Genomic DNA, 20,422 nt, shown 5'->3' on the forward strand with positions numbered 1-20,422 from the left:
ATCCAAATAAGCTGATTGTCGCTTGATAGCATGACTAGTATCTAAAACTATAGTTGTTGCATGAGCTGTTGGCAGTCCGCATCTGTCAGCCCAGCGTTCATGACCAAGCGTATACGAGCGCTATTGGCAGGGACAGTAGGGGGTCTGATAGGCAGCGCATAAAAGCCAGCTTCTTGTAATTGTTGAGCTTTAGCAATAGTCCGAGCATTATCGCCTAATATGTAAGGCACAATAGGCGAATGATAAACGCTATCTTCAGTAGTCGCTGATACTCGGTATTGTGGAGCTATGGCTTGGCTGATCCTCACCGATAATTGAGCCAAATGGGCGCGTTGAGCCGTTAGTTTTGGCATTTTTGCTAAAATAAATCGCGTCCAAGCGTGATTTATTGGCGGTAAGGCGGTGCTAAAAATCAGTGGCCGCATATAGTTAATTAGCCATTGTCTAGCGACATCATTGCACATTATATAAGCCCCAACCGAGGCAAAAGCTTTACCAAACGTACCGACTAAATAATCTATATCAGCTAGAGTATGAGTCTCTTCTGCTAGTCCCAAGCCTGTGTTACCTAAAATACCGATGGCATGGGCTTCATCGATATACAGCTCTATGCGACAGTCCCTAGCTTTTAATTGTACTAACTTAGGTAAGTCAGCGCGGTCACCATCCATACTGAAAATACTTTCAGTAACAATAATAATGCGCTCAACGCTTGGGTCCGCTTGCTCAATGAATTTAGCCAAATGCTCATAGTCATTGTGTCGGTAACGACGATAAGTGACTAGCTTACTTTGGCTCAAACGTAGGCCATCGATAATGCTCGCATGTACCAGTTTGTCAGCTAGAATAAGGGTGTTAACTGGCAATGCAGTTAAGGCTGGTAAGATACCAATATTGGCATGGTAACCACTGTTGAATACTAATGCTGATTTCGTTATGTCATCTCTGCTTACTGCTGCTTGATACCACTTCTGCAATTCAAACTCTAGGGCTTGTAGCTGGGTATCGTTACCGGTGAGCAGCCGTGAAGAAGTAGCACTCATTCTAGGTATTTGTGTCACGTCTAACTGTGCTATTTGGTTAAGAAACTCAGTCTGTAGCTCAGGATCAGCGCCTAAACCAAGATAATCATTACTAGCGATATTGAGTAGTTTTTTGCCCTTAATAATGACATGCGATCCCTGATGCTCTAGATTTGACAAACTGCGGTACTGCTGTTGAGACTTTAAGATCTCTAACAATTGTTGCATCCGGTCCACTGTAGGACTTGTCATATTAATACATTCCTGTAATTTATTTCAACTTTATGGCATTAGTTATAGGTTTAGTCAGTAGGAAGTATTGCACAAATCGCCTACTTGTAACAAAAAATTTCATATATCAAGTTTTGTAACTAATGATACGACAAACACTTGCAAAACTTAACTCTCGGACTGCTAAACACAGACAGACTGAAATAAATATTTTGTTAATATAACCCCATCGTAAGCAAACAAGGCGATATGGTTATTACTGCTTTTATCAGTAGTGTTAGAAGTTGTTTAGATGACCTTAATATAAATAGATAACTTGTTTGTCAAAATACACCTTAAAGGAGAACACAATGAAAACTTTACAAAAAACTCTATTAGCTCTAGTAGCTGGCTCATTAGTTAGCGTAGGCGCTCAAGCTGCTATCTCTTATGGTAATGGTTATACTGGTCAGCCATACGTCGGCGTCAAAGTCGGTCAGTTTGATCTAGATGTTGATAACGCTGACAAGCCTACTGCTTATGGTGTATATGGTGGTTACAACTTCGATCCTAATTTCGGTATAGAAGCTGAATATGTTGGTTCAGATGATGCTGACTATAGAGGTGGTGACATCAACGCCAAAACTTATGGCGCTTATGGTACTTACCGCTATGCTTTCGCTGACACTGGTCTCTACGCTAAAGGTAAGCTAGGTGTTGCAAAAACTAAAGTAGAAGGTGACTATACTACTAGTATTGGTAATGCTCAATTTAAAACTGATACTTACTCAAATAGCGAAACTAGCTTAGCTGGTGGTGTTGGTCTTGGTTATGCTGTAAACCCAAGTTTTGGCGTTGAAGCAGAATATGACATCCTAGGTAGCGATGCTAACTTGATGACTGTTGGTGCCCATCTAAAGTTCTAATTTAACGGCATTCAATGTTCAGATTATAAAGATATAAAATAAGAAAACGACCACTAAGTTGGTCGTTTTTTTATGTCTATAAATCCTGTTATAAAATTTTGTTTGGTGCTGCACTTTACACAATAACTAATAGTATAATACTGATTTTTAAGACAATATGAATAGTTGAACTGTGTTACATTAAAGTATAGAACCATAAAGAGGGAGGAGACAACAATGATTGAAACTATCTATATGATCGAGCCTTGGCATTGGCTGGTATTAGGTTTTCTACTATTGATTGCTGAAATATTTATCCCTACTTTTGCTAGTCTTTGGTTCGGGGCTGCGGCTATTATTGTTGCGGCTCTAGCTTGGCTATTGCCAGTGCCTATATTGCTGCAAGTTCTTATTTGGCTGACTCTATCAGTGATTTTTATGTTCGCTTGGGTCAAGTACATTAAACCTTTGTCAGTAGACCGTACGAAGGCTGGACTCGGTGGCAGTGTCATCATTGGTGAAACTGGTATGATCGTACTCAAGCCTCAAGGCACCGCGCTGGGAGTAGTACGTTTTAGTGTCCCTATTGTCGGAGCTGATGAGTGGTCTTGTCGCACTCAAGGTGAAGTAGTTGAAGTAGGCGATAGAGTAGTGGTTACCGATATCGTAGGTAATGAGCTTATTGTGGCGCTAACTAAACGTATTGCGGTTGCTAATGTTTTGCAACCTGATATCAGTGTCGCTATTGAAAGCCCTCCTGTAACTAGTGATATTAGAATTAACCGATTGAATCTTAGCAAGCCTAATCTAGACAGCGTGCGCCTCGAAAAGAAATTTACAAATAAGTAATGCGCTTAAGTTGCTGCTCAATTGGTCTCAATAAGAGGCACTTCTTGACCGGCTCTTAGTGAGATAACCAATAAGGTAGATAACCAACAAGTTATCGCAAATAAGTTATCGCAAAACAATTCGTTCAAAGATCTGTTATCTAAAAATAATAAGCGCAAACACATACGAGCTTGCTGCATTATTATCGGCAATGGCTCAAGGAGAGTATTATGAATAGCATCTTAAGCAATCTTAATGGCGTCAGTATTGTTATGTTGGTACTAATAGCCCTGATTGCCTTGACTGTATATAAAGGGGTGCGTATTGTTCCTCAGGGGTATAAATGGATTGTCCAGCGTCTCGGTAAATATCAGCAGACGTTAGAGCCGGGTCTAACTCTAATTATCCCTTTCATCGATACTGTTGCTTATAAAATCACTACCAAAGATATCGTGCTTGATATTCCCTCACAAGAAGTCATTACTCGTGATAACGTGGTCATCATCGCTAACGCCGTCGCTTATATTAGTATTGTGCGTCCAGACAAAGCGGTCTACGGTATCGAAGACTACGAATATGGTATTCGCAATCTAGTCCAAACCTCATTGCGATCTATCATAGGTGAGATGGATTTGGACAGCGCTTTATCTAGCCGTGATGAGATTAAGGCTAAGCTCAAGCATGCTATCTCAGAAGATATCGCTGACTGGGGTATCACCCTAAAGACGGTCGAGATTCAGGATATTAATCCGTCCCAAACTATGCAAATGGCTATGGAAGAGCAAGCTGCTGCTGAGCGTCAACGTCGTGCGACAGTGACTCGGGCTGATGGTCAAAAACAAGCTGCTATCTTAGAAGCTGATGGTCGTCTAGAAGCGTCGCGCCGCGATGCAGAAGCGCAAGTAGTACTCGCAAAAGGATCAGAGGAGTCTATTCGTCTTATTACTGGTGCTATGGGCAAAGAGGAGATGCCAATTGTCTACTTGCTTGGTGAGCAGTATATTAAAGCCATTCGCCAGTTAGCAGAATCTGATAACTCCAAAATGGTAGTACTACCTGCTGATATCCTGAGTACAGTTAAAGGTATGGTAGGCGACAAACTAAAAGTTTAACAAGCAATGTTTTAGGCTCGTTAGAGCAAATAAACGGCTAGTAAATTACTAGCCGTTTATTTTTTTATAAGCTGATAGCTGATAGCTGATAGCTGATTATAGCTACTCATCTATAGTAGCTACCCACTAAAATCAGCTAACCTATAACCTTGCTACTAATAAGGTATGATAAGTGTCCACTTTGTTAATACTATTATTTACCCACTGAAAATAAAAAGATCGAGGAGTTTCTACCATGGAAAAAGCTAATAAAAGTAATAAGAATAGTGAAATAATTAGCGTAAATGATTTTGTTCAGGGAACGCCGTTACCCTACAGTGTATTAAATAATCAATACAGCAATGCTGCTTATCCCGGTAAAAAGTTAGAAATTCGTAATGGTGGTTTCGGCTCTGACGCTGTTGCCCATCCGACCAACGCTAATCAATTTTATGTACTCACTGATCGGGGACCTAATGCCGACTTTGAGGGTAGCGCTGGTGCTGGTAAGTTGTTCTTACTGCCAGACTATACCCCACGTATTGGATTGTTTGAACTGCAAGCTGACGGCCAAATCATAAAAATAATAGAGATTTTGCTCAAAGATACTAAGGGCAATCCTATCAGTGGTTTACCCAATCCAAAGGCTCTTGGCGGCACTAACGAGATTCCTTACGATGTCAGAGGTCGGCTGATGGTTGTTAATCCTGAGCTACCATTCAATGAGCTTAGCAATCCTATTAGGACTGATATCAACGGCTTAGATCCCGAAGGACTAGCGGCTTTAACAGATGGTAGTTTTTGGATTAGTGATGAGTATGGCCCGAATCTAGTGCATTATAGTGCTGAGGGAGTAGAGCTTGCTCGTATCAATCCTTTCGCTAATGATAAACGTAATAATGTGCTAATCGATGGTACACCCTTATTACTACCGCCTGAACTTAGCCATCGCCGTGCCAATCGTGGCATGGAAAGTTTAACCATCACCCCCGATCAAAGTACTTTAGTCGGTGTTATGGAGTCAGCGCTGGATAATCCTGATAACGTAGGTGGCGATTCAGACTTGACTCGTATCCTAACTATTAACTTAGTTACGGGCCAGATTGCCCAATATTTATATCGCCTAAATACTGCGAAGCACGTTAACTCTGGGATCGTAGCCTTAAGTAGTACTGAGTTTTATGTGATTGAACATGATCGTAAGATGCCATTACAAACAGCCAAAGCGCAAAAGTATATTTATAAAATAGACCTCTCGCTAGCGACTGACATAGAAAGCCTTACTAGCGCTGTGACTAGTAATAAATATAGCGTTAATCAAGATCAAAACTTAGGGTTAATGATTAATAACCAAAGCTTAGAGCATTTCTTAGCCTTCGATGATAACAACTGGCAAGTTCTTGCAGATATGGATATCAATCCCGTTAGCAAAACTATGGTAGTCGATGTGATCGCCGCTGTAGACTATCCACACGACAAGCTTGAGGGTTTATGGCTGCGTCAGGATGGCTCGCTAGGCTTATTGAACGATGATGACTTCTCTATAACAGATACCGATACTAGCACTGCTACCCTAGAGAATTTAGCTTCTATCATTGAACAAAAATATCTAGATAAACAGAAGACTATAGAAGATATAAATCGCTTGTATTTAGTAATGCCTAGCCAATAGGGTTAACCAACTAATCAACCAATCTTAGCTTCTTTTGAGTTAATTTTTAGCTAAAAAAACACCTCTAATTAAAAGGTGTTTTTTATTATGGGTAAGCTGTGTTAAATAACTTTAGAAAAGCGATTTTTATGTTTTTTCTCAAGATATTCATCAAATACCATGGCCACGTTACGAGCTAACAAACGGCCTTTAGGCCTAATACGAATACCAGCAGCATCCATATCTACTAGCTTGTCTGCTTGCATCTCGCCTAACTGTTGAATCTCAGCGATAAAGTAAGTAATGGCATCGATACCGAACTTCTGATTGACGTCTCTAAAGTCGATATAGTCATGACAGAGTAGATTCATAATCACATATTCGCGCAGACGATCTTTGACTGAGGTTTTGATATATTTAACTGCTGGCAAGACGTTAGGGTTGTCATTGACCGCCCTGTCAATAGTGTCTTGATAAACCTGTAAATCAGTATGGTTCTGTAAGATATAACGGCTATTGGCATTAGTAATCTGGCTGATTGCCGACACCCCAAAGCCTAATAAGTCACAGTCACCCATGATAGTGTAGCCTTGGAAGTTACGATGCAGTTTACCTTCGCGCTGGGCTACTGCTAACTCGTCGTCAGGCTTAGCAAAGTGATCAATACCAATAAACTGATACCCGGCAGCAGTTAGAGTATCGATAGTATTACCAAGCATATCGATTTTAGCGCTTGCACTTGGTAAGTCTTCATCCTTGATCTGTCGCTGCGCTTTAAAGCGTTCGGGCAGATGAGCATAGTTAAATACCGATAGGCGATCTGGTGACATCTCAATAATACGTTGTACCGTTTTGTCTAATGTTGCTGGCGTCTGATGCGGTAAACCGTAAATTAAATCAATGTTAATAGAATGAAAACCTAATGCTCGTGCTTCGGCTAAGATATTAGCAATCATCTCTGCTGAATGAACTCGATTCACTGCAATCTGCACCGCTTCATCTAAATCTTGTACGCCGAGACTAATACGGTTAAAACCAAGACCTCGCAAGGTTTGTAAGGTCTGCTCACCAAGCTCTCGTGGATCTATCTCAATTGAATAATCACCTTCGCTTTCAGGTAAAAATTCAAACTGAGTCTGCAAAAACTGCCACAACTGTACTAACTCTTCGTCACCTAAAAAAGTCGGAGTCCCACCGCCTAAATGTAGCTGCTTAACTAAGGGCTTGTCACCGTTGTTGGGGTTGGCCAACAAGCGACGTTTATGTTTTATCTCGCTTATAAGGTATTGTAAATAATCCCCTGAGTCGCTGTTCTTTTTGCTAATGATTTTATTACAAGCGCAGTAATAACAAAGATGACGACAAAAAGGAATATGAAAATATAGCGATAGCGGCGCACGTGCTTCACGCTTTTCTAGGATCTGTGCTTCGATTCCATCTGGTATCGGCGTAAACTCTAGCGCGGTCGGATAAGAAGTATAACGAGGACCCGAACGGTTGTACTTATTCACTAAAGCTTCATCAAAGGCTGGTAGCTTTTTATTACCACTAGTGCCCCGCAAACTGGCATAGGGGTTGTTTACTTCTACTAAAGGACGTGCAGTAGTAGGTTGCTCATTGGCGTGATTGTAGGGCTGCTCTGGGGCATTATTAGAGATTGAATTAGAGTCTGACATGCGATCTTCCTTACGTTAGTGCTATTTAGGTCTACTATCTTTTTAAGGTTATCGCTTACGATATTTATAGCGCAATAAGTGAGGTGTAGTATAACAAATCCTTGTCGGCAATAGGGTGGTCAGTAAGTGCACATCGACAAGATAAATCCGCTATAAACCAATATTAATTATAAAAAATCTTCTCCAATATGCCCTATATATGCTTATTTATAAGACCCGCTAAATAGAGGTCGTCCTAAAATAACCCTTTATAAAGTCACTCATAAACGTTGACTCCCTATTTAACACTACAAGATCGTATAGCCTATTTTTATCAAAATACACAACATTTGCGCACTACTGCCTAATACTCTATTATCAAAAGGTCTCCTTATCAGGAAAGCCTAATGTCGTTTGCCCAAGTTTATACTCGTTCAGTGGTAGGTTTACATGCGCCAGCTGTGATTATCGAAGTGCATTTATCACAAGGATTACCAGCGTTGACTATCGTTGGTCTGCCCGAAGCAGCAGTGCGTGAAAGTAAAGATCGGGTACGCTCGGCTATTTTGAACTCAGGCTTTCAGTTCCCTAATCGGCGGTTGACTATTAATTTAGCACCGGCAGATTTGCCTAAAGACGGCGCGCGACTTGATTTGCCTATTGCTATTGGTATCTTAGCTGCCAGCGATCAGCTCGATCCAGAAGTATTATCGGGGTTTGAGTTCATTGGTGAGCTGGCTCTAAATGGTGAGCTTCGACAAGTCACAGGCAGCTTGGCAGTAGCCCGAGCTATAAAAGCAGAAGACCTAGTGCAAAAAAAACAGCAACGGCAAAACACAGAGACATTGCTCAATAAAGACACATTGCCGAAGAAACAACTATCAGAAAAACAACCATCAAGTACAGACTTACTAAATAAACTAACCGAAGAGCCGCTAACTGAGCCACAGCAGTCGCGACAGTTGATAGTACCTAAAGCTAATGGGGCAGAAGCCAGTCGGGTCGAAGGCATCGAGGTCTTAGCGGCCCAGAACCTAAAGGCAGTCTGCGATCACCTGCAAGCCTTAGCTTATCCAAGCGAGCAGATTGAGCAGTTGCAGGTTGTAGCGCCAACTCCTGCACAGCAGCACGCTGGTTATAAAGTGGATTTGGCAGATGTCAAAGGCCAGCATCATGCACGGCGAGCATTAGAGATTGCAGCAGCAGGGGGTCATTCCTTATTGTTCACTGGGCCACCGGGTTCTGGTAAGACGTTAATGGCTTCAAGACTACCCACGATATTGCCAGATTTAAGCGCTGAGGATGCACTAGAAGTCGCTAGTACCTACTCAGTAGCCGATAGCGACTACGATTATGGCACTAGACCATTTAGACAAGTTCATCACACTATATCGGCGGTGGCGCTAGTCGGTGGCGGCTCACGGCCTAAACCGGGCGAGATTACGCTGGCGAATAAGGGCGTGCTATTTTTAGATGAATTGCCTGAGTTCGAACGTGCGGTATTAGAGGTACTACGTCAACCTTTAGAAGCTAAGCAAATTACTATTAGTCGTGCCAATTCGCAAATGACTTTTCCAGCGAACTTTCAGCTGGTAGCTGCCATGAACCCTTGTCCTTGTGGTTATGATGGCGATGCTTCAGGACGTTGTCGCTGTCGTCCTGAGCAGATTAAGCGTTATCAAGATAAACTATCAGGCCCACTGCTCGATAGAATTGATCTGCATATTACCGTGCCAGCGCTACCGATTGCCGATTTGCAAAACGCGCAAGCTGGCGAGAGTTCTGAGCAAGTAAGATTAAGAGTAGCCGCAGCTCACCAGCGTCAACTGCAAAGGCAGCAAAAGGTCAATAACCAGCTTAGCCCTAGCGAGATTGATGACTATGTGCCGTTAGGAGAGGGCGAACAGCAGTTATTACAGTTAGCACAGCAGCGCCTTAATTTATCAGCACGTGGCTACCATAGAGTCCTGCGAGTAGCGCGTACTATTGCTGATTTGGCGGATAGTGACAGCGTTACCAGCATTCATATTTCTCAAGCTCTAAGCTATCGCAGTAAATAGCTGATTAAGTAAAGCGGTGTTTATAGTTAATGCTAAATCAAAACAGTACAGCTTTTATAGTGTGCTATTGGTATAAATTTTCCTTGAGTGCTACCTTTCCAGAGGCTGCACAAAATTCATCCCAGTAGCACTTTATTTGTTAACCCAGTATTTCATTTTATAGGGGAGCTATATAAGACGAGTTTTGTATACTTGAATCCTGCCATTTTCGACAAGCCACTAAAAACACTATCGAACCAATTAAGGCTAACAGCATATCCGATTGAGTATCCCAAACATAACCTTGAGTACCTAAGAAAGCTTCTGCATCTTCACCTACGGCTAACGCGGCCCACCATTCTACTAGCTCATAAAAAGCACTAAATGCTAAGCAAAAACACAATACAAAAGTCACTAGCCAGCGCTCATTTTTTACGACTTGCAAGCGCAGTAGTATTTCTCTAGCAATACAAGCGGGGACAAAACCCTGAATGAAATGGCCGAGCTTGTCATAGTGATTACGCTGCCAACCAAACCATTGGGCAAAAGTGTCAAACAACGGTACTTGTGCATAAGTGTAATGACCGCCTATCATTAATACGATGCAATGCAGCAGGATCAAAACATAAGTTAATCTTGATAAAGGGAATTTCTGATAAGTCACTGCTAATACTACTAAGCCAAGTAAAGCAGGAAAGACTTCTAAAAACCAAGTGAAATAGTCTTTAGGATCAATAGCTGACCAAATCAGCACCACAAAAAATATCAGTAGCCATAGTAATTTAAGTGAGTAAGTCGGCAGGCTGCTTTTGTTATCTATCAAAATTTAACTACCCTTTATTAAGCTGGATTTTTTACAGCTGATTATGGCTTTATTAAAATAAAATATCAGCCTTGCCCACTGCTCTTTATTAGCCAGCCTAGCTGTTCAAAAAAGCAGCGCTAAAAACCGAAGGGCTATTCGCTCTATTACTGACTGTATTACGCTAGGATGGATAGCAATTATTTTTATCCTAATTTAAAACAAGCCAGTAATGTTGCCAGCATCATCGATGTCTATAAGCTCAGCAGAAGGACGTTTAGGCAAGCCCGGCATCTTCATAATAGCGCCACAAATGACTATAATAAAACCAGCCCCAGTAGAGATGCTGATATCACGTACTTGCACATCAAAGCCAGTAGGTCGGCCAAGTAGCTTGGCATTGTCGCTGAGTGAATATTGAGTTTTTGCAATACAGATAGGTAGACCCGCTAAGTTAAGCGCTTCTAAGCGTTTTATTTTAGACTGCGCAAGATTGCTAATAGCTATATCCTGAGCGCCATAAACCCGCTGCGCAACTGTGCGAATTTTATCCTCAATACTACTGTCATTATCGTAGGCAAAGCGAAACTGGCTGGGCTTATCAGCTTGGCTATCGAGTAGACGTAACAATGCCTGTGCCAAGGCTTCACCACCAGCACCGCCTTTTTCCCATACTTGGGTCAAAGCAACTTCCACGCCTCTGTTACGACAAGCTTGGTGTATCAATGCCACCTCAGCATCACTATCACTAGAGAACTCATTGATAGCCACTACTACTGGCATGCCATAGACGTTTTGCATATTGTCGATGTGCTTAAACAAATTCGGTAGACCGCGCTCAAGGGCAGGCAAGTTCTCGGTCGTCAGCTCATCTTTAGCAACGCCGCCATTGTACTTTAGCGCTCGAATAGTAGCGACTAGCACTACTGCATCGGGAGTTAGCCCTGATAACCGGCATTTTATATCGAAGAACTTTTGCGCACCAAGGTCGCTGCCAAATCCAGCTTCAGTGAGAGTATAGTCGGCCAAATGGGTAGCGACATGAGTGGCAATCACTGAGTTACAACCATGAGCTATATTGGCGAAGGGGCCACCGTGGACGATAGCCGGTGTGCCCTCAATAGTCTGTACTAGATTCGGTTGTAAGGCATCTTTTAGCAACGCTGCCATAGCACCATGAGCTTTGAGATCTCTGGCGTAAACAGGCTGTTTGTGGTGGTTGTAAGCGACTAAAATATTGCCTAAACGTTGTTTTAAATCGGCCAAATCAGTAGCTAAGCAGAAGATGGCCATTACCTCAGAGGCCACGGTAATATCAAAGCCATCTTCACGCATCACCCCATCAGTCGTTTTACCTATACCGCTGATAGTGTTGCGTAGCTGCCGATCATTCATATCTACTGCCCGTCGCCATAGTACTTGCTTAGGGTCGATACCCAGCTCATTACCTTGGTAAATATGATTGTCTAGCAATGCTGCGAGTAAGTTGTTTGCTGCACCTATGGCATGAAAGTCGCCAGTGAAATGCAGGTTAATATCTTCCATCGGCAGTACTTGCGAGTAGCCACCGCCAGCAGCACCGCCCTTGCTGCCAAACACTGGGCCTAAAGAAGGCTCTCGCAAAGCTACTATAGTAATTTGGTCAGATTGTTGCTGCTTATGCAGACGATTCGAGGCATCGGCCAAGCCAATAGTAACCGTAGTTTTGCCCTCGCCAGCAGGAGTAGGGTTGATAGCGGTGACTAAGATTAGTTTGCTATGTTTAGTCTTTGCCGGTTTAGCAAACACATCATTAGGGTTTATTTTGGCTTTATAGTGTCCATAAGGTTCTATATTGTTAGTAGCTAAGCCAATTTTGGCAGCGATGCTATTGATCGATTGCAAGGTGGCGCTTTGGGCGATAGCAATATCGCTAGGAACAGTGGACATAGGGAACATCTCTTTAAGTTTTTGCCAGCATTTAGCCTATTTAATATTTAGCCTATTCAACTAATAAGTTATTTTGCTAAGCGCTTATTTCGCCAACAGATAGGCAAGTAAGTCAGCAAAACTATCAAAAACTTGCGTAGGGTTACTATCACCGATGTGGTTGCCGTAATTATAGCCGTAAGATAAGCCCAAGGTATCGATCCCTGCATTCTGGCCTGCTAAGATATCGTTAACAGAGTCACCAATCATAAAGGCTTGTGCTGGCTGAAAGTTAAGAGTTTCGCAGACGTGCAATAGGGGCGCAGGATCGGGTTTTTTCACCGGTAAGCTATCACCGCCTAATACTACGTCAAACAACGGTGTCCATCCTAAGCTCTCTAAGATTTTAGGTACAAAGCGTATCGGCTTATTGGTTACTAAAGCTAAAGTAAACCCAGCCGCTTTTAATTGCTGCAACCCTTTATCAACATCAGGATAAGCCAGCGTTTTGCTTTGGCTAATATTACTATAAGCATCAAAGAATAATTGCTCAGCGTGATCGGCTTGCTCTGTTGTTAATTCTCCTGCCAATACTTCTGTTTTACCAAGCAAAGCGCGCTCTACCAATAGTCTTGAACCATTACCTACCCATTGCTTTATAGTCTCCAAAGAGTAAGTCGCTTTACCCAGCTGACTAAGCATAGTATTAGTAGCATCAGCCAAATCTGGCACGCTATCAATTAAAGTACCATCGAAATCAAAAATTAAAAGTTGCTTAGTCATTATTTATTCTCATTATTGTTAGTTAGTTAGTTAGTTAGTTAGTTAGTTAGTTAGTTAGTTAGTGATAGAGAATTAAGGAGCTCTTAGCTAGAGCTAGCAGCTTGTCTACCTACCTTAGCATAACGTAGGATGGAAGCTGGTTCTTGCACCGTTATTATTAAGGATATTAAGGTTATTAAGCTTCTTTATAGCGTTTACGGTGTTCAGCTTTTTGCTTGAGATAATCTTCATTGTCACGGCATTTATCCCAAGCCAGCTTAAAGATACGTGCGGACTCTGCTTTTATCGGATCTTCTTGCTGGCGGGGTAACTCTTCACGACCATGAGCACCGCTTTGACCTTTTTTATCATCGGGTACTGGCCCTTTATATTTTTTGCCGCCTTTATGATTGGCGTAGCGACGAGCGCGGGTATAACCCATTTGAATAAACTTACGCGCCATATCAGCGCCAACGAAATCATCAGCCGCCAGATAATCTAAAAACATCTGATAAATAGTCTCGCTGCTCTTAGTCGCGATATCAGGAGTGGCGAAGCGCCAGTGCGGTAGTATCTCAGATTTATAAGGCTCTACTAGCAATACCCCTTGCTCGCCACGACCCACTCGGTAGAGTTCAGGTTGCGCACGTAAATCTAGGGTCTTATAATCCAGATCATAATCAAATTCTTGCATAGTGGTTCGCCTCTCTTATTCACTATCATTCACTATTCATGAACTTTAGTATACTCAGCGTACTGATATAAAAAATAGCACAGAAATGTTATCTGAGCGTGACAGTAAAAGGTTAAAATACTGTTAAACAGCGCTATACAAAAATAGTAATCTTTACCACATCACTTTTAGACCAATAAAACAGGACGAGTCATCATGGATAGAGTCATTACCGACAACATTGGGTCAGCTTGGTGGTCTAAGAGCGTAATATTGTTATTATCAGCGCTGTTATTGATGGTTATGAGTATTAATAGTGCCCATAGCGCTTGGTTCCAGCGTTTATTGCCAAAAGATGATGCTTATATTGTCAAAGATGTCGAGGGCGATGAAGTGTTTGTGATTAATAACTTTATCTACGATGCGCGCCAAACCTGCAATTTAACTGTAGGGGATAAGGTCATATTTGCTGATAGTGAGTACGGGGTTGATTATCGCGCTACTATTTATAATTTAAATTCGGCAACGTATTGCGAGCTGTTGTTAAGAGACCCAGTATCCTAGAACTAGCGTCATAGAGTTAGTATCGTAGAATTACAGTCATACAGCCAGTATTGTAGAACTATTATCATAGAGCCAGTATCAACACAATAAAACTACGCCTATTACAGTATTAATAGGCGTAGTTAGAAATTTACCAGCCTACAAAATTGCAGGCATAAAAAAGCCCCAAACATTGCTGTTTAGGGCTTTTTATTTAACTATTCGTTTACTACTAAATTCTATTAACGAAATGGTGGCTCGAGGCAGGTTCGAACTGCCGACACACGGATTTTCAATCCGTTGCTCTACCGACTGAGCTATCGAGCCGTCTTCGTTGAGGACGCTATTAAACTAAATATCGACTCTTCTGTCAAGTGATTTTTGCATTTTTATTTAAAATAATTTAATTTAGAGCAAAAACTAGCTTTTAACGGTCAATAACTGATATTCGCTCATGATGCGATGGATATCCGCATCGACAGGGACGAATTGACGTACGCCTTTTTTGACCTCAGCATCGTAGACCATTTTGATAAACTTGGCATCAATAGCTCGGTTACGGTTTTCGACATGTACCGTCAAGTACTGTAGACGCTTAGCATCAGTTTGCCCATCATCGAAGCAGGCGACAGCGGCAATAGGTTTGTCATTGAACATACCGACATATAGGCATTGTCCACGCCTAAAACCTTGCTCGATAATGGCCAATACTTCGGTACCATCTGGCTGATTGTCATCAGTATCGTACAAGGCTTGCAAACGCTCAGCCAATTCATTGTCGCGAGTTGTTTTGCTCATTAGCGGAGCATCTAGTCTATTAATGGCGATTGCTTCTAATGGCATAACCGTATCCTATAGTGTGTTAGCGCTGATTAGCAAAATGTTAGTAATGATTGATAATACTAAACTCACTATTTTAACAGAATAGCGCAAATATGTACGCCCTTTCATCTCCTGCCATAGCCCTAGTTGCTGCACTTTGCTATGATAAGGCTATCATCCAATTATCCATATAAGAATATCCTTAAAGGGCTATCTTTATACCAACATCCTCATATCTATAAATCCTTTTTTACAGAGAGTAGCCATGACTGCCAATTCTACTGCACAACCTGAAAGCCAAAACTTGCCTGCAAACTTAAACTTACATGGTCGCCCAGCACGTATCGCCACTGTAGAGCGCATTACGGCTGAGACCCAAGTTACTTGTACCGTCAACCTTGATGGTACTGGCCAAGGCACTGTTGACACTGGCGTACCGTTTTTGGACCATATGATCGATCAAATCAAGCGTCACGGTTTATTTGACTTAGATATCAAATGTAATGGCGACACTTTTATCGACGATCACCATAGTGTCGAAGATACTGGCATTACCCTTGGCCAAGCCTTCAATAAAGCGCTTGGCGATAAAAAGGGCATTCGTCGTTACGGACATTTTTATGCGCCACTAGACGAAGCTTTAACCCGTGCGGTCGTCGACTTATCAGGTCGCCCTGGTCTGCACATGGACATTCCGTTTACTCGCTCGCATGTTGGTCGTTTTGATGTCGATTTATTCAGCGAATTCTTCTATGGTTTCGTCAATCATTCATGGATGACTGTGCATTTAGACAATCTAAAAGGTAAGAACAGCCATCACCAGATTGAGTCTACCTTTAAAGCTTTTGCTCGTGCCCTACGTATGGCCTGTGAATATGATGAGCGGGCGCTAAATACGCTACCATCGACTAAAGAGGCGTTCTAAATGAGTAAGGCGACCAAAATTGCATTGTTAGATTATGGCATGGGCAATTTGCACTCAGCTAGCAAAGCCTTATCAGCGGTCGGCGCAGAAGTGTCGATCACTAATGATCCCAAAGTTGTCGCTGCTGCTGATAAAATCTTCTTTCCAGGGGTCGGTGCTATGCGCGCTTGTATCGCCGGTATGCAAGAGAACGGCATTGACGAAGTGATACGCCACGCGGTGTTTAATAAGCCGGTGATGGCGATCTGTGTGGGCATGCAAGCGTTGTTTGAAGACTCGGCTGAGAATGATGGCACGCCTTGCTTAAATGTCTTGGATGGCAAAGTCAAAGCTTTTGATCCGACGTGGACCGATGAAAACCATCAGCTTATAAAAGTTCCACACATGGGCTGGAATACTATTACTGGTATGGATTTGGCTCATCCGTTATGGCGAGGGATCAAGGATCAGTCGCACTTCTACTTTGTGCATAGCTATTACTGTGAGCCAGCAGATAGCAGCCAAGTTGCTGCTGTTTGTGACTATGGCCAGCCGTTTTGCGCCAGCATCTTACAAGACAATCTATTCGCCACCCAGTTTCATCCAGAAAAGAGCCATAGCGCAGGCTTACAGTTATTGAAAAATTTTGTAGAGTGGGATGTGTAGCTAATCCCGCCTTCTGCTTGTATCTGCCTAGCCGCTGGCGTGTGGACTAAAGTGTCTGCTAGCGTTCGCTCTAGCCGAGCGACCACTCCCAGCCACAGTCCACAGCGCCATCGTCAGCAGCAGGATACCTCGACAGTCGGGGCTAAACCGCACTGCGAGACCATGCTTGAGCGCTTTAATGACTTAGACATTACTTAGAAATGACTTAGAAATGACTTACAGCTAATGATCGAAGCTTTGCTAATGGGGTTAAATTCTCTTTTACAAAGTGGCGATGAATTTATAACTGAAACTTTATAGTCGAGACTGTACAACCCAAGGCTTTAGGAGCAAGATAGCTAAAACGGTCAGCTTTTGCATTGTGACTTGATTGTGTTTGCTTATATTGTATTTGGTTAGAGGGTGGTTTTTTAAACTATAATATGCAGCCGTTAAGTTTAACCATAAGATGGGTTTGCGTCAGCGCAACTCATCTTTTTTATTGATTATAGCTACAATTTGAGAGAAAAAAGTGGATTTTACTACCTTCAAAATGGGCGTAATAGTAGCTACTGGCCTAGATAAAGATGCTCTACATATGTATGTGGGTATTAGTGTTTATCTGCTGTGTTTAGTATTGCTGCGTCCGATCTTCAAAAAGCAGGGCATAAGATCCTTTATCGCTTTAATTATTGTGACTAGCGTCGCCTTGCTAGGCGAATATCTAGATAACCGCCATATTATTGTACCAAAAGGTATTTTTGCTTTAGGCAGCGAGGATATAAAAGCCAGCATTCATGACCTTATAAATACTTGCTTACTGTCTTATCTACTCTATGCCTTGACGATGTGGACCAAAATATTTCAGCCTACCAATGCAGCAACTAGAATGCTAAAACAACGCTAAAACAACGCTAAAACAACGCTAAAACAACGCTCGTAGTTTAAGGTAGTCTGCCTATATAGCTTAGTTTTCTAATCGCCTATTCTGCTGTTAATTATCACTTTTTGGCGGCTAGGCTATTAGCTCCGCTCCGCTCCGCTCAACTCAGCTCATAGCCAAAAAGCCAACTAGTTGTGCAGTCGAGCATCCTAAACGTTACAAAGCTTACGAAATATAAAAATTCTCATCTATTTAGTACTTCCTTAGTTTGTTATTTTGAATGCAGATTATAGCTGAATAGTTCTATGCATGATTTCTACCATTCTCGATTAATAATCCAATATAAATAATAAAATAGGAAAACTTATGAATATTCAACAACTACTAGATAAAGCCAAAGACACTTTAGGTTTGGAACCGCAAGAGACTGCAGCGGGAATTTATATCCCATCTACATCGTCACTTAAATTGGCAGCGCCTAATAAGACCAACTACGATAACACTGAGTACGATACGCCTTATACTGGCAATAAAAAAATTCTAATGGTCTGTACTGAGCAGCAATACATGACGATGGAGAATGGCAACAAGTTCGACACAGGCAATCATCCTGTAGAGATGATGGTGCCTTTACTGCATTTTAAAAAAGCCGGATTTGAGGTAGATGTCTTTACCCCAACAGGCGATCCTGTCAAAGTTGAGCAATGGGCGATGCCAGAGGATGATGAGGACGTCAAAGCTATCTATAACGAATATAAGTCTAAGCTTGAGAATCCCAATAGTATCGCAGGCTTTGTGGCAAATGATATGACTGATAGCGACGACTATGCAGCGATCTTTATTCCAGGTGGTCATGGCGCGATGCTGGGCTTACCTGAAGATAAAAACCTTGGTGAACTATTGCGCTGGGCGGTAGATAAGGAGCTATTTACTCTAGCAATTTGTCACGGACCAGCGGCTTTATTGGCTGCCAATTTAGCCAGTGCTGATAGTTCAGAGCCACAGGATAAGTCTGATAGTGACTTTATCTTTAAAGGCTATGAGATAGTAGCGTTCCCTACTGGTATGGATAAGCAAATGCCGAAGATTGGTTATTTGCCTGGCACTATGCCTTGGTATTTCGGCGAAAAGTTAGAGAGTTTAGGCGTTACTATCAGTAATAAGCTGACGACAGGACAGACGCATCAGGATAGAAAATTAATCTCAGGTGATGGGCCATTAGCTGCCAATGATTTTGGCAAGCTTAGTGCTAAGGCGTTATTAGAGGCGCTGAACTAAAAGTCTATATAAGTTATTCTAAAATAAAATATAAAAGCTTATGGCATAAAAAACGGACTATTTAATAGTCCGTTTTTTGTTTTAACATAAAAGGCTTCGATGATTCATTATTTTAATGATTAAAGCCTTTTTAAGGCTAAAAGTTTTTTAAATTAGCTATTTAGCCTTTAGCCTTTAGCATCTAGCATTGTCATACAGCTCACGTACCACCTCACCAATGACTTTAATACCTTCAATCAGCGTTTGCTCATCAGCAGCGATACTCATGCGGATACACTCGTGTGCATGCTTGTAGTCGTTAACATCGACCCCAGGGAAGAAGTATTTACTAGGGACAATCAGCGTGCCTTTTTGTTTTAGACGCTCATACAACTCAACGGTATCAATCGGCAAATCTTTAAACCATAGCCATAAGAAGATAGCGCCTTCAGGCTTATGAATGACTAAAGGATAGTCTCCCAAGGCTTCTTTTAATAGGCGTACGGCTAACTTGGCTTGCTGCTGATAAAATGGCTTAATCTCATTATCAGACAATTGCTTAATGCGATCGTCTTTAACCAACGGTGTAGCAATGGCCGCGCCAAAGCGAGTAGGGGCAAGATTGACTACCGCATTCATCGAGCTTACCGCTGCGATAACCTCTGGCGCGGCAACGATAATGCCCGTACGCACGCCTGGCAAACCGATTTTAGATAAGCTAAAGCATAGAATGGTATTGTCATCCCAATTGAGATGGGCATCAGAATAGATGATATTCGGGAAAGGCATACCATAAGCGTTATCAATAATCAGCGGCACTTCGTAGCGCTTAGCAATGTCGCTTAAACGGCTCATTTCTTCATCGGTCAAGACGTTACCCGTTGGGTTAGTCGGACGCGAACAGCAAATCGCCCCGATACGTCCTTCAACCAGCGCAGGTAACTGCTCAAGCGCTGCAAAATCTACCCGATATTTAAAGAAACCGTCTTCACCATCATGGCTGACTTCATCGATATGCGGTAGTACAGCAGCGAAGTGCTGACCGTCGACATGCACATCGCTATAGCCAATATATTCTGGCGCTAGTGGTAGCAGGATAGATTTATCTATGGACTGGTTCGACTCATTGTGCTCAGCAGCTTCATTAGTAAAAGCACCGCCAAACAGGTTAAATAAGTAGAAAAAAGCGTTTTGTGAGCCATTGGTTAAAGCAATATTAGCTGCCGTCAAGTTCCAATCGTAATGACGATTAAAGAAGCCGACTAAGGCGTCGATAAAGGCGGCATCGCCTTGTGGGTTAGAGTAGTTACCCATGCTATTAAGAGCGGTAGTACTGGTTGCTGTTCCTGTGGCATTGACGCTGCCATCGTTACCCAAGGTTTGGTAAGTCTGCAAAAATAATTCATCAACGGCTTTGATTCGAGCGGGATTACCGCCACCCAGCATATTTATAGGCTGATCACTTTTTAGCGCATTGCCTAAGTCATCCATTAATTGTGAGATGCCAGTAGGCTGAGTGAATTTCTGACCAAATTTTGAGAATTTCATAGGGTTACCGTGAAGTTATTATTTATTTGATAAAGTGGCGCTATTATAGCAAATGAGGAGTGTTGATTGGGCAAAGCGTGGGGCTGATACTGAATAGTGAAAGAAAAGCTAAGCTTCCAGTTCAATTTTGATCTTTTTGGAAGTGCCAGTATAGTCACCTGACTTCAAAAATGTTATAGAATGAGTCAACTAAACGATTATTACTATAAATGACCATGACTTACTCCCTAGATTATCGCAAACAAGTCCTGAAAAGCTTAGATGAGGGTATGAC

General features: G+C 42.1%; 18 protein-coding genes, 1 tRNA gene and 1 pseudogene. 11 read left to right on the plus strand and 9 right to left on the minus strand.

Translation table 11 applies throughout. The features are described from left to right. Window positions 1-47: 47 nt before the first annotated feature. Window positions 48-1,274 carry an 8-amino-7-oxononanoate synthase gene (locus JMY09_RS11400; protein WP_201623718.1) on the minus strand — a complete coding sequence of 409 codons (1,227 nt, stop codon included), beginning with the start codon at window positions 1,272-1,274 and terminating at the stop codon, window positions 48-50. 329 nt (window positions 1,275-1,603) lie between these two features. On the opposite strand from JMY09_RS11400, the gene JMY09_RS11405 reads away from it, so the two are divergent. The 4 genes and pseudogenes from JMY09_RS11405 to JMY09_RS11420 all read left to right on the plus strand — a co-directional run bounded on the left by JMY09_RS11405 (window position 1,604) and on the right by JMY09_RS11420 (window position 5,728). Further along, entirely contained in the window at window positions 1,604-2,158 is a 555-nt protein-coding gene (locus JMY09_RS11405; protein WP_201623719.1) for a porin family protein, read from the plus strand. A gap of 216 nt (window positions 2,159-2,374) precedes the next feature. Next, window positions 2,375-2,827: pseudogene (locus JMY09_RS11410) on the plus strand (NfeD family protein); the annotation flags it as partial. Window positions 2,828-3,237: 410 nt separating this feature from the next. Beyond that, entirely contained in the window at window positions 3,238-4,077 is an 840-nt protein-coding gene (locus JMY09_RS11415) for an SPFH domain-containing protein (RefSeq protein ID WP_373416609.1), read from the plus strand. Window positions 4,078-4,312: 235 nt separating this feature from the next. Next, window positions 4,313-5,728: an esterase-like activity of phytase family protein gene (locus tag JMY09_RS11420; RefSeq protein WP_201623722.1), complete on the plus strand. Its 1,416-nt coding sequence runs from the start codon at window positions 4,313-4,315 to the stop codon at window positions 5,726-5,728. A 101-nt stretch (window positions 5,729-5,829) separates the two neighbouring features. On the opposite strand, the gene hemN is transcribed toward JMY09_RS11420, so the two are convergent. Then, window positions 5,830-7,383 carry an oxygen-independent coproporphyrinogen III oxidase gene (gene hemN / locus JMY09_RS11425; RefSeq protein ID WP_201623723.1) on the minus strand — a complete coding sequence of 518 codons (1,554 nt, stop codon included), beginning with the start codon at window positions 7,381-7,383 and terminating at the stop codon, window positions 5,830-5,832. Between the two features lie 386 nt (window positions 7,384-7,769). Between hemN and JMY09_RS11430 the strand changes: the two genes are divergently transcribed. Further along, a complete protein-coding gene (locus JMY09_RS11430; RefSeq protein ID WP_201623724.1) occupies window positions 7,770-9,422 on the plus strand; it encodes a YifB family Mg chelatase-like AAA ATPase in 1,653 nt (550 codons plus the stop codon). 157 nt (window positions 9,423-9,579) lie between these two features. On the opposite strand, the gene JMY09_RS11435 is transcribed toward JMY09_RS11430, so the two are convergent. The 4 genes from JMY09_RS11435 to JMY09_RS11450 all read right to left on the minus strand — a co-directional run bounded on the left by JMY09_RS11435 (window position 9,580) and on the right by JMY09_RS11450 (window position 13,567). Continuing rightward, window positions 9,580-10,224, minus strand: coding sequence for a DUF2238 domain-containing protein (locus tag JMY09_RS11435; protein ID WP_227677298.1), 645 nt, complete (start codon window positions 10,222-10,224; stop codon window positions 9,580-9,582). 195 nt (window positions 10,225-10,419) lie between these two features. Beyond that, window positions 10,420-12,132, minus strand: coding sequence for a formate--tetrahydrofolate ligase (locus tag JMY09_RS11440; RefSeq protein ID WP_201623725.1), 1,713 nt, complete (start codon window positions 12,130-12,132; stop codon window positions 10,420-10,422). Window positions 12,133-12,216: 84 nt separating this feature from the next. Continuing rightward, window positions 12,217-12,894: a phosphoglycolate phosphatase gene (locus tag JMY09_RS11445; RefSeq protein ID WP_201623726.1), complete on the minus strand. Its 678-nt coding sequence runs from the start codon at window positions 12,892-12,894 to the stop codon at window positions 12,217-12,219. A gap of 175 nt (window positions 12,895-13,069) precedes the next feature. Continuing rightward, on the minus strand, window positions 13,070-13,567 hold the full coding sequence (locus tag JMY09_RS11450) for a DUF4385 domain-containing protein (protein WP_201623727.1): 498 nt from the start codon (window positions 13,565-13,567) through the stop codon (window positions 13,070-13,072). Window positions 13,568-13,762: 195 nt separating this feature from the next. On the opposite strand from JMY09_RS11450, the gene JMY09_RS11455 reads away from it, so the two are divergent. Then, on the plus strand, window positions 13,763-14,110 hold the full coding sequence (locus JMY09_RS11455) for a hypothetical protein (protein ID WP_201623728.1): 348 nt from the start codon (window positions 13,763-13,765) through the stop codon (window positions 14,108-14,110). A gap of 230 nt (window positions 14,111-14,340) precedes the next feature. Here JMY09_RS11455 and JMY09_RS11460 read toward each other — a convergent pair. Both JMY09_RS11460 and JMY09_RS11465 read right to left on the minus strand, forming a co-directional pair. Further along, window positions 14,341-14,416, minus strand: a tRNA-Phe gene (locus JMY09_RS11460). Between the two features lie 93 nt (window positions 14,417-14,509). Next, a complete protein-coding gene (locus JMY09_RS11465; RefSeq protein WP_201623729.1) occupies window positions 14,510-14,932 on the minus strand; it encodes a hypothetical protein in 423 nt (140 codons plus the stop codon). A gap of 244 nt (window positions 14,933-15,176) precedes the next feature. Between JMY09_RS11465 and hisB the strand changes: the two genes are divergently transcribed. The 5 genes from hisB (at window position 15,177) to JMY09_RS11490 (ending at window position 18,621) form a co-directional block, all read left to right on the plus strand. Continuing rightward, window positions 15,177-15,836: an imidazoleglycerol-phosphate dehydratase HisB gene (hisB, locus tag JMY09_RS11470; RefSeq protein WP_227677299.1), complete on the plus strand. Its 660-nt coding sequence runs from the start codon at window positions 15,177-15,179 to the stop codon at window positions 15,834-15,836. After that, complete coding sequence (gene hisH, locus JMY09_RS11475) at window positions 15,837-16,481, plus strand: imidazole glycerol phosphate synthase subunit HisH (protein ID WP_201623730.1); 645 nt, start codon at window positions 15,837-15,839, stop codon at window positions 16,479-16,481. A gap of 51 nt (window positions 16,482-16,532) precedes the next feature. Beyond that, entirely contained in the window at window positions 16,533-16,679 is a 147-nt protein-coding gene (locus JMY09_RS11480) for a hypothetical protein (RefSeq protein ID WP_201623731.1), read from the plus strand. Between the two features lie 313 nt (window positions 16,680-16,992). Then, window positions 16,993-17,367 carry a hypothetical protein gene (locus JMY09_RS11485; RefSeq protein WP_201623732.1) on the plus strand — a complete coding sequence of 125 codons (375 nt, stop codon included), beginning with the start codon at window positions 16,993-16,995 and terminating at the stop codon, window positions 17,365-17,367. A gap of 342 nt (window positions 17,368-17,709) precedes the next feature. Next, the gene (locus JMY09_RS11490; protein ID WP_201623733.1) at window positions 17,710-18,621 is read left to right on the plus strand and encodes a DJ-1/PfpI family protein; all 912 of its coding nucleotides are present in this window, start codon (window positions 17,710-17,712) and stop codon (window positions 18,619-18,621) included. A 174-nt stretch (window positions 18,622-18,795) separates the two neighbouring features. Here JMY09_RS11490 and JMY09_RS11495 read toward each other — a convergent pair whose 3' ends face one another. Continuing rightward, window positions 18,796-20,148, minus strand: a complete 1,353-nt coding sequence (locus tag JMY09_RS11495) for a valine--pyruvate transaminase (RefSeq protein WP_201623734.1) — start codon at window positions 20,146-20,148, stop codon at window positions 18,796-18,798. Between the last annotated feature and the right edge of the window lie 274 nt (window positions 20,149-20,422).

Source organism: Psychrobacter urativorans (genome assembly GCF_904846695.1).
In the GTDB taxonomy this organism is placed as follows: domain Bacteria; phylum Pseudomonadota; class Gammaproteobacteria; order Pseudomonadales; family Moraxellaceae; genus Psychrobacter; species Psychrobacter urativorans.

Coding starts and splice junctions, on each gene's coding strand:
- JMY09_RS11400 (WP_201623718.1), bottom strand. CDS start 1,274: ATGACAAGTCCTACAGTGGACCGGATGCAACAATTGTTAGAGATCTTA.
- JMY09_RS11405 (WP_201623719.1), top strand. CDS start 1,604: ATGAAAACTTTACAAAAAACTCTATTAGCTCTAGTAGCTGGCTCATTA.
- JMY09_RS11415 (WP_373416609.1), top strand. CDS start 3,238: ATGTTGGTACTAATAGCCCTGATTGCCTTGACTGTATATAAAGGGGTG.
- JMY09_RS11420 (WP_201623722.1), top strand. CDS start 4,313: ATGGAAAAAGCTAATAAAAGTAATAAGAATAGTGAAATAATTAGCGTA.
- hemN (WP_201623723.1), bottom strand. CDS start 7,383: ATGTCAGACTCTAATTCAATCTCTAATAATGCCCCAGAGCAGCCCTAC.
- JMY09_RS11430 (WP_201623724.1), top strand. CDS start 7,770: ATGTCGTTTGCCCAAGTTTATACTCGTTCAGTGGTAGGTTTACATGCG.
- JMY09_RS11440 (WP_201623725.1), bottom strand. CDS start 12,132: ATGTCCACTGTTCCTAGCGATATTGCTATCGCCCAAAGCGCCACCTTG.
- JMY09_RS11445 (WP_201623726.1), bottom strand. CDS start 12,894: ATGACTAAGCAACTTTTAATTTTTGATTTCGATGGTACTTTAATTGAT.
- JMY09_RS11450 (WP_201623727.1), bottom strand. CDS start 13,567: ATGCAAGAATTTGATTATGATCTGGATTATAAGACCCTAGATTTACGT.
- JMY09_RS11455 (WP_201623728.1), top strand. CDS start 13,763: ATGGATAGAGTCATTACCGACAACATTGGGTCAGCTTGGTGGTCTAAG.
- JMY09_RS11465 (WP_201623729.1), bottom strand. CDS start 14,932: ATGCCATTAGAAGCAATCGCCATTAATAGACTAGATGCTCCGCTAATG.
- hisB (WP_227677299.1), top strand. CDS start 15,177: ATGACTGCCAATTCTACTGCACAACCTGAAAGCCAAAACTTGCCTGCA.
- hisH (WP_201623730.1), top strand. CDS start 15,837: ATGAGTAAGGCGACCAAAATTGCATTGTTAGATTATGGCATGGGCAAT.
- JMY09_RS11490 (WP_201623733.1), top strand. CDS start 17,710: ATGAATATTCAACAACTACTAGATAAAGCCAAAGACACTTTAGGTTTG.
- JMY09_RS11495 (WP_201623734.1), bottom strand. CDS start 20,148: ATGAAATTCTCAAAATTTGGTCAGAAATTCACTCAGCCTACTGGCATC.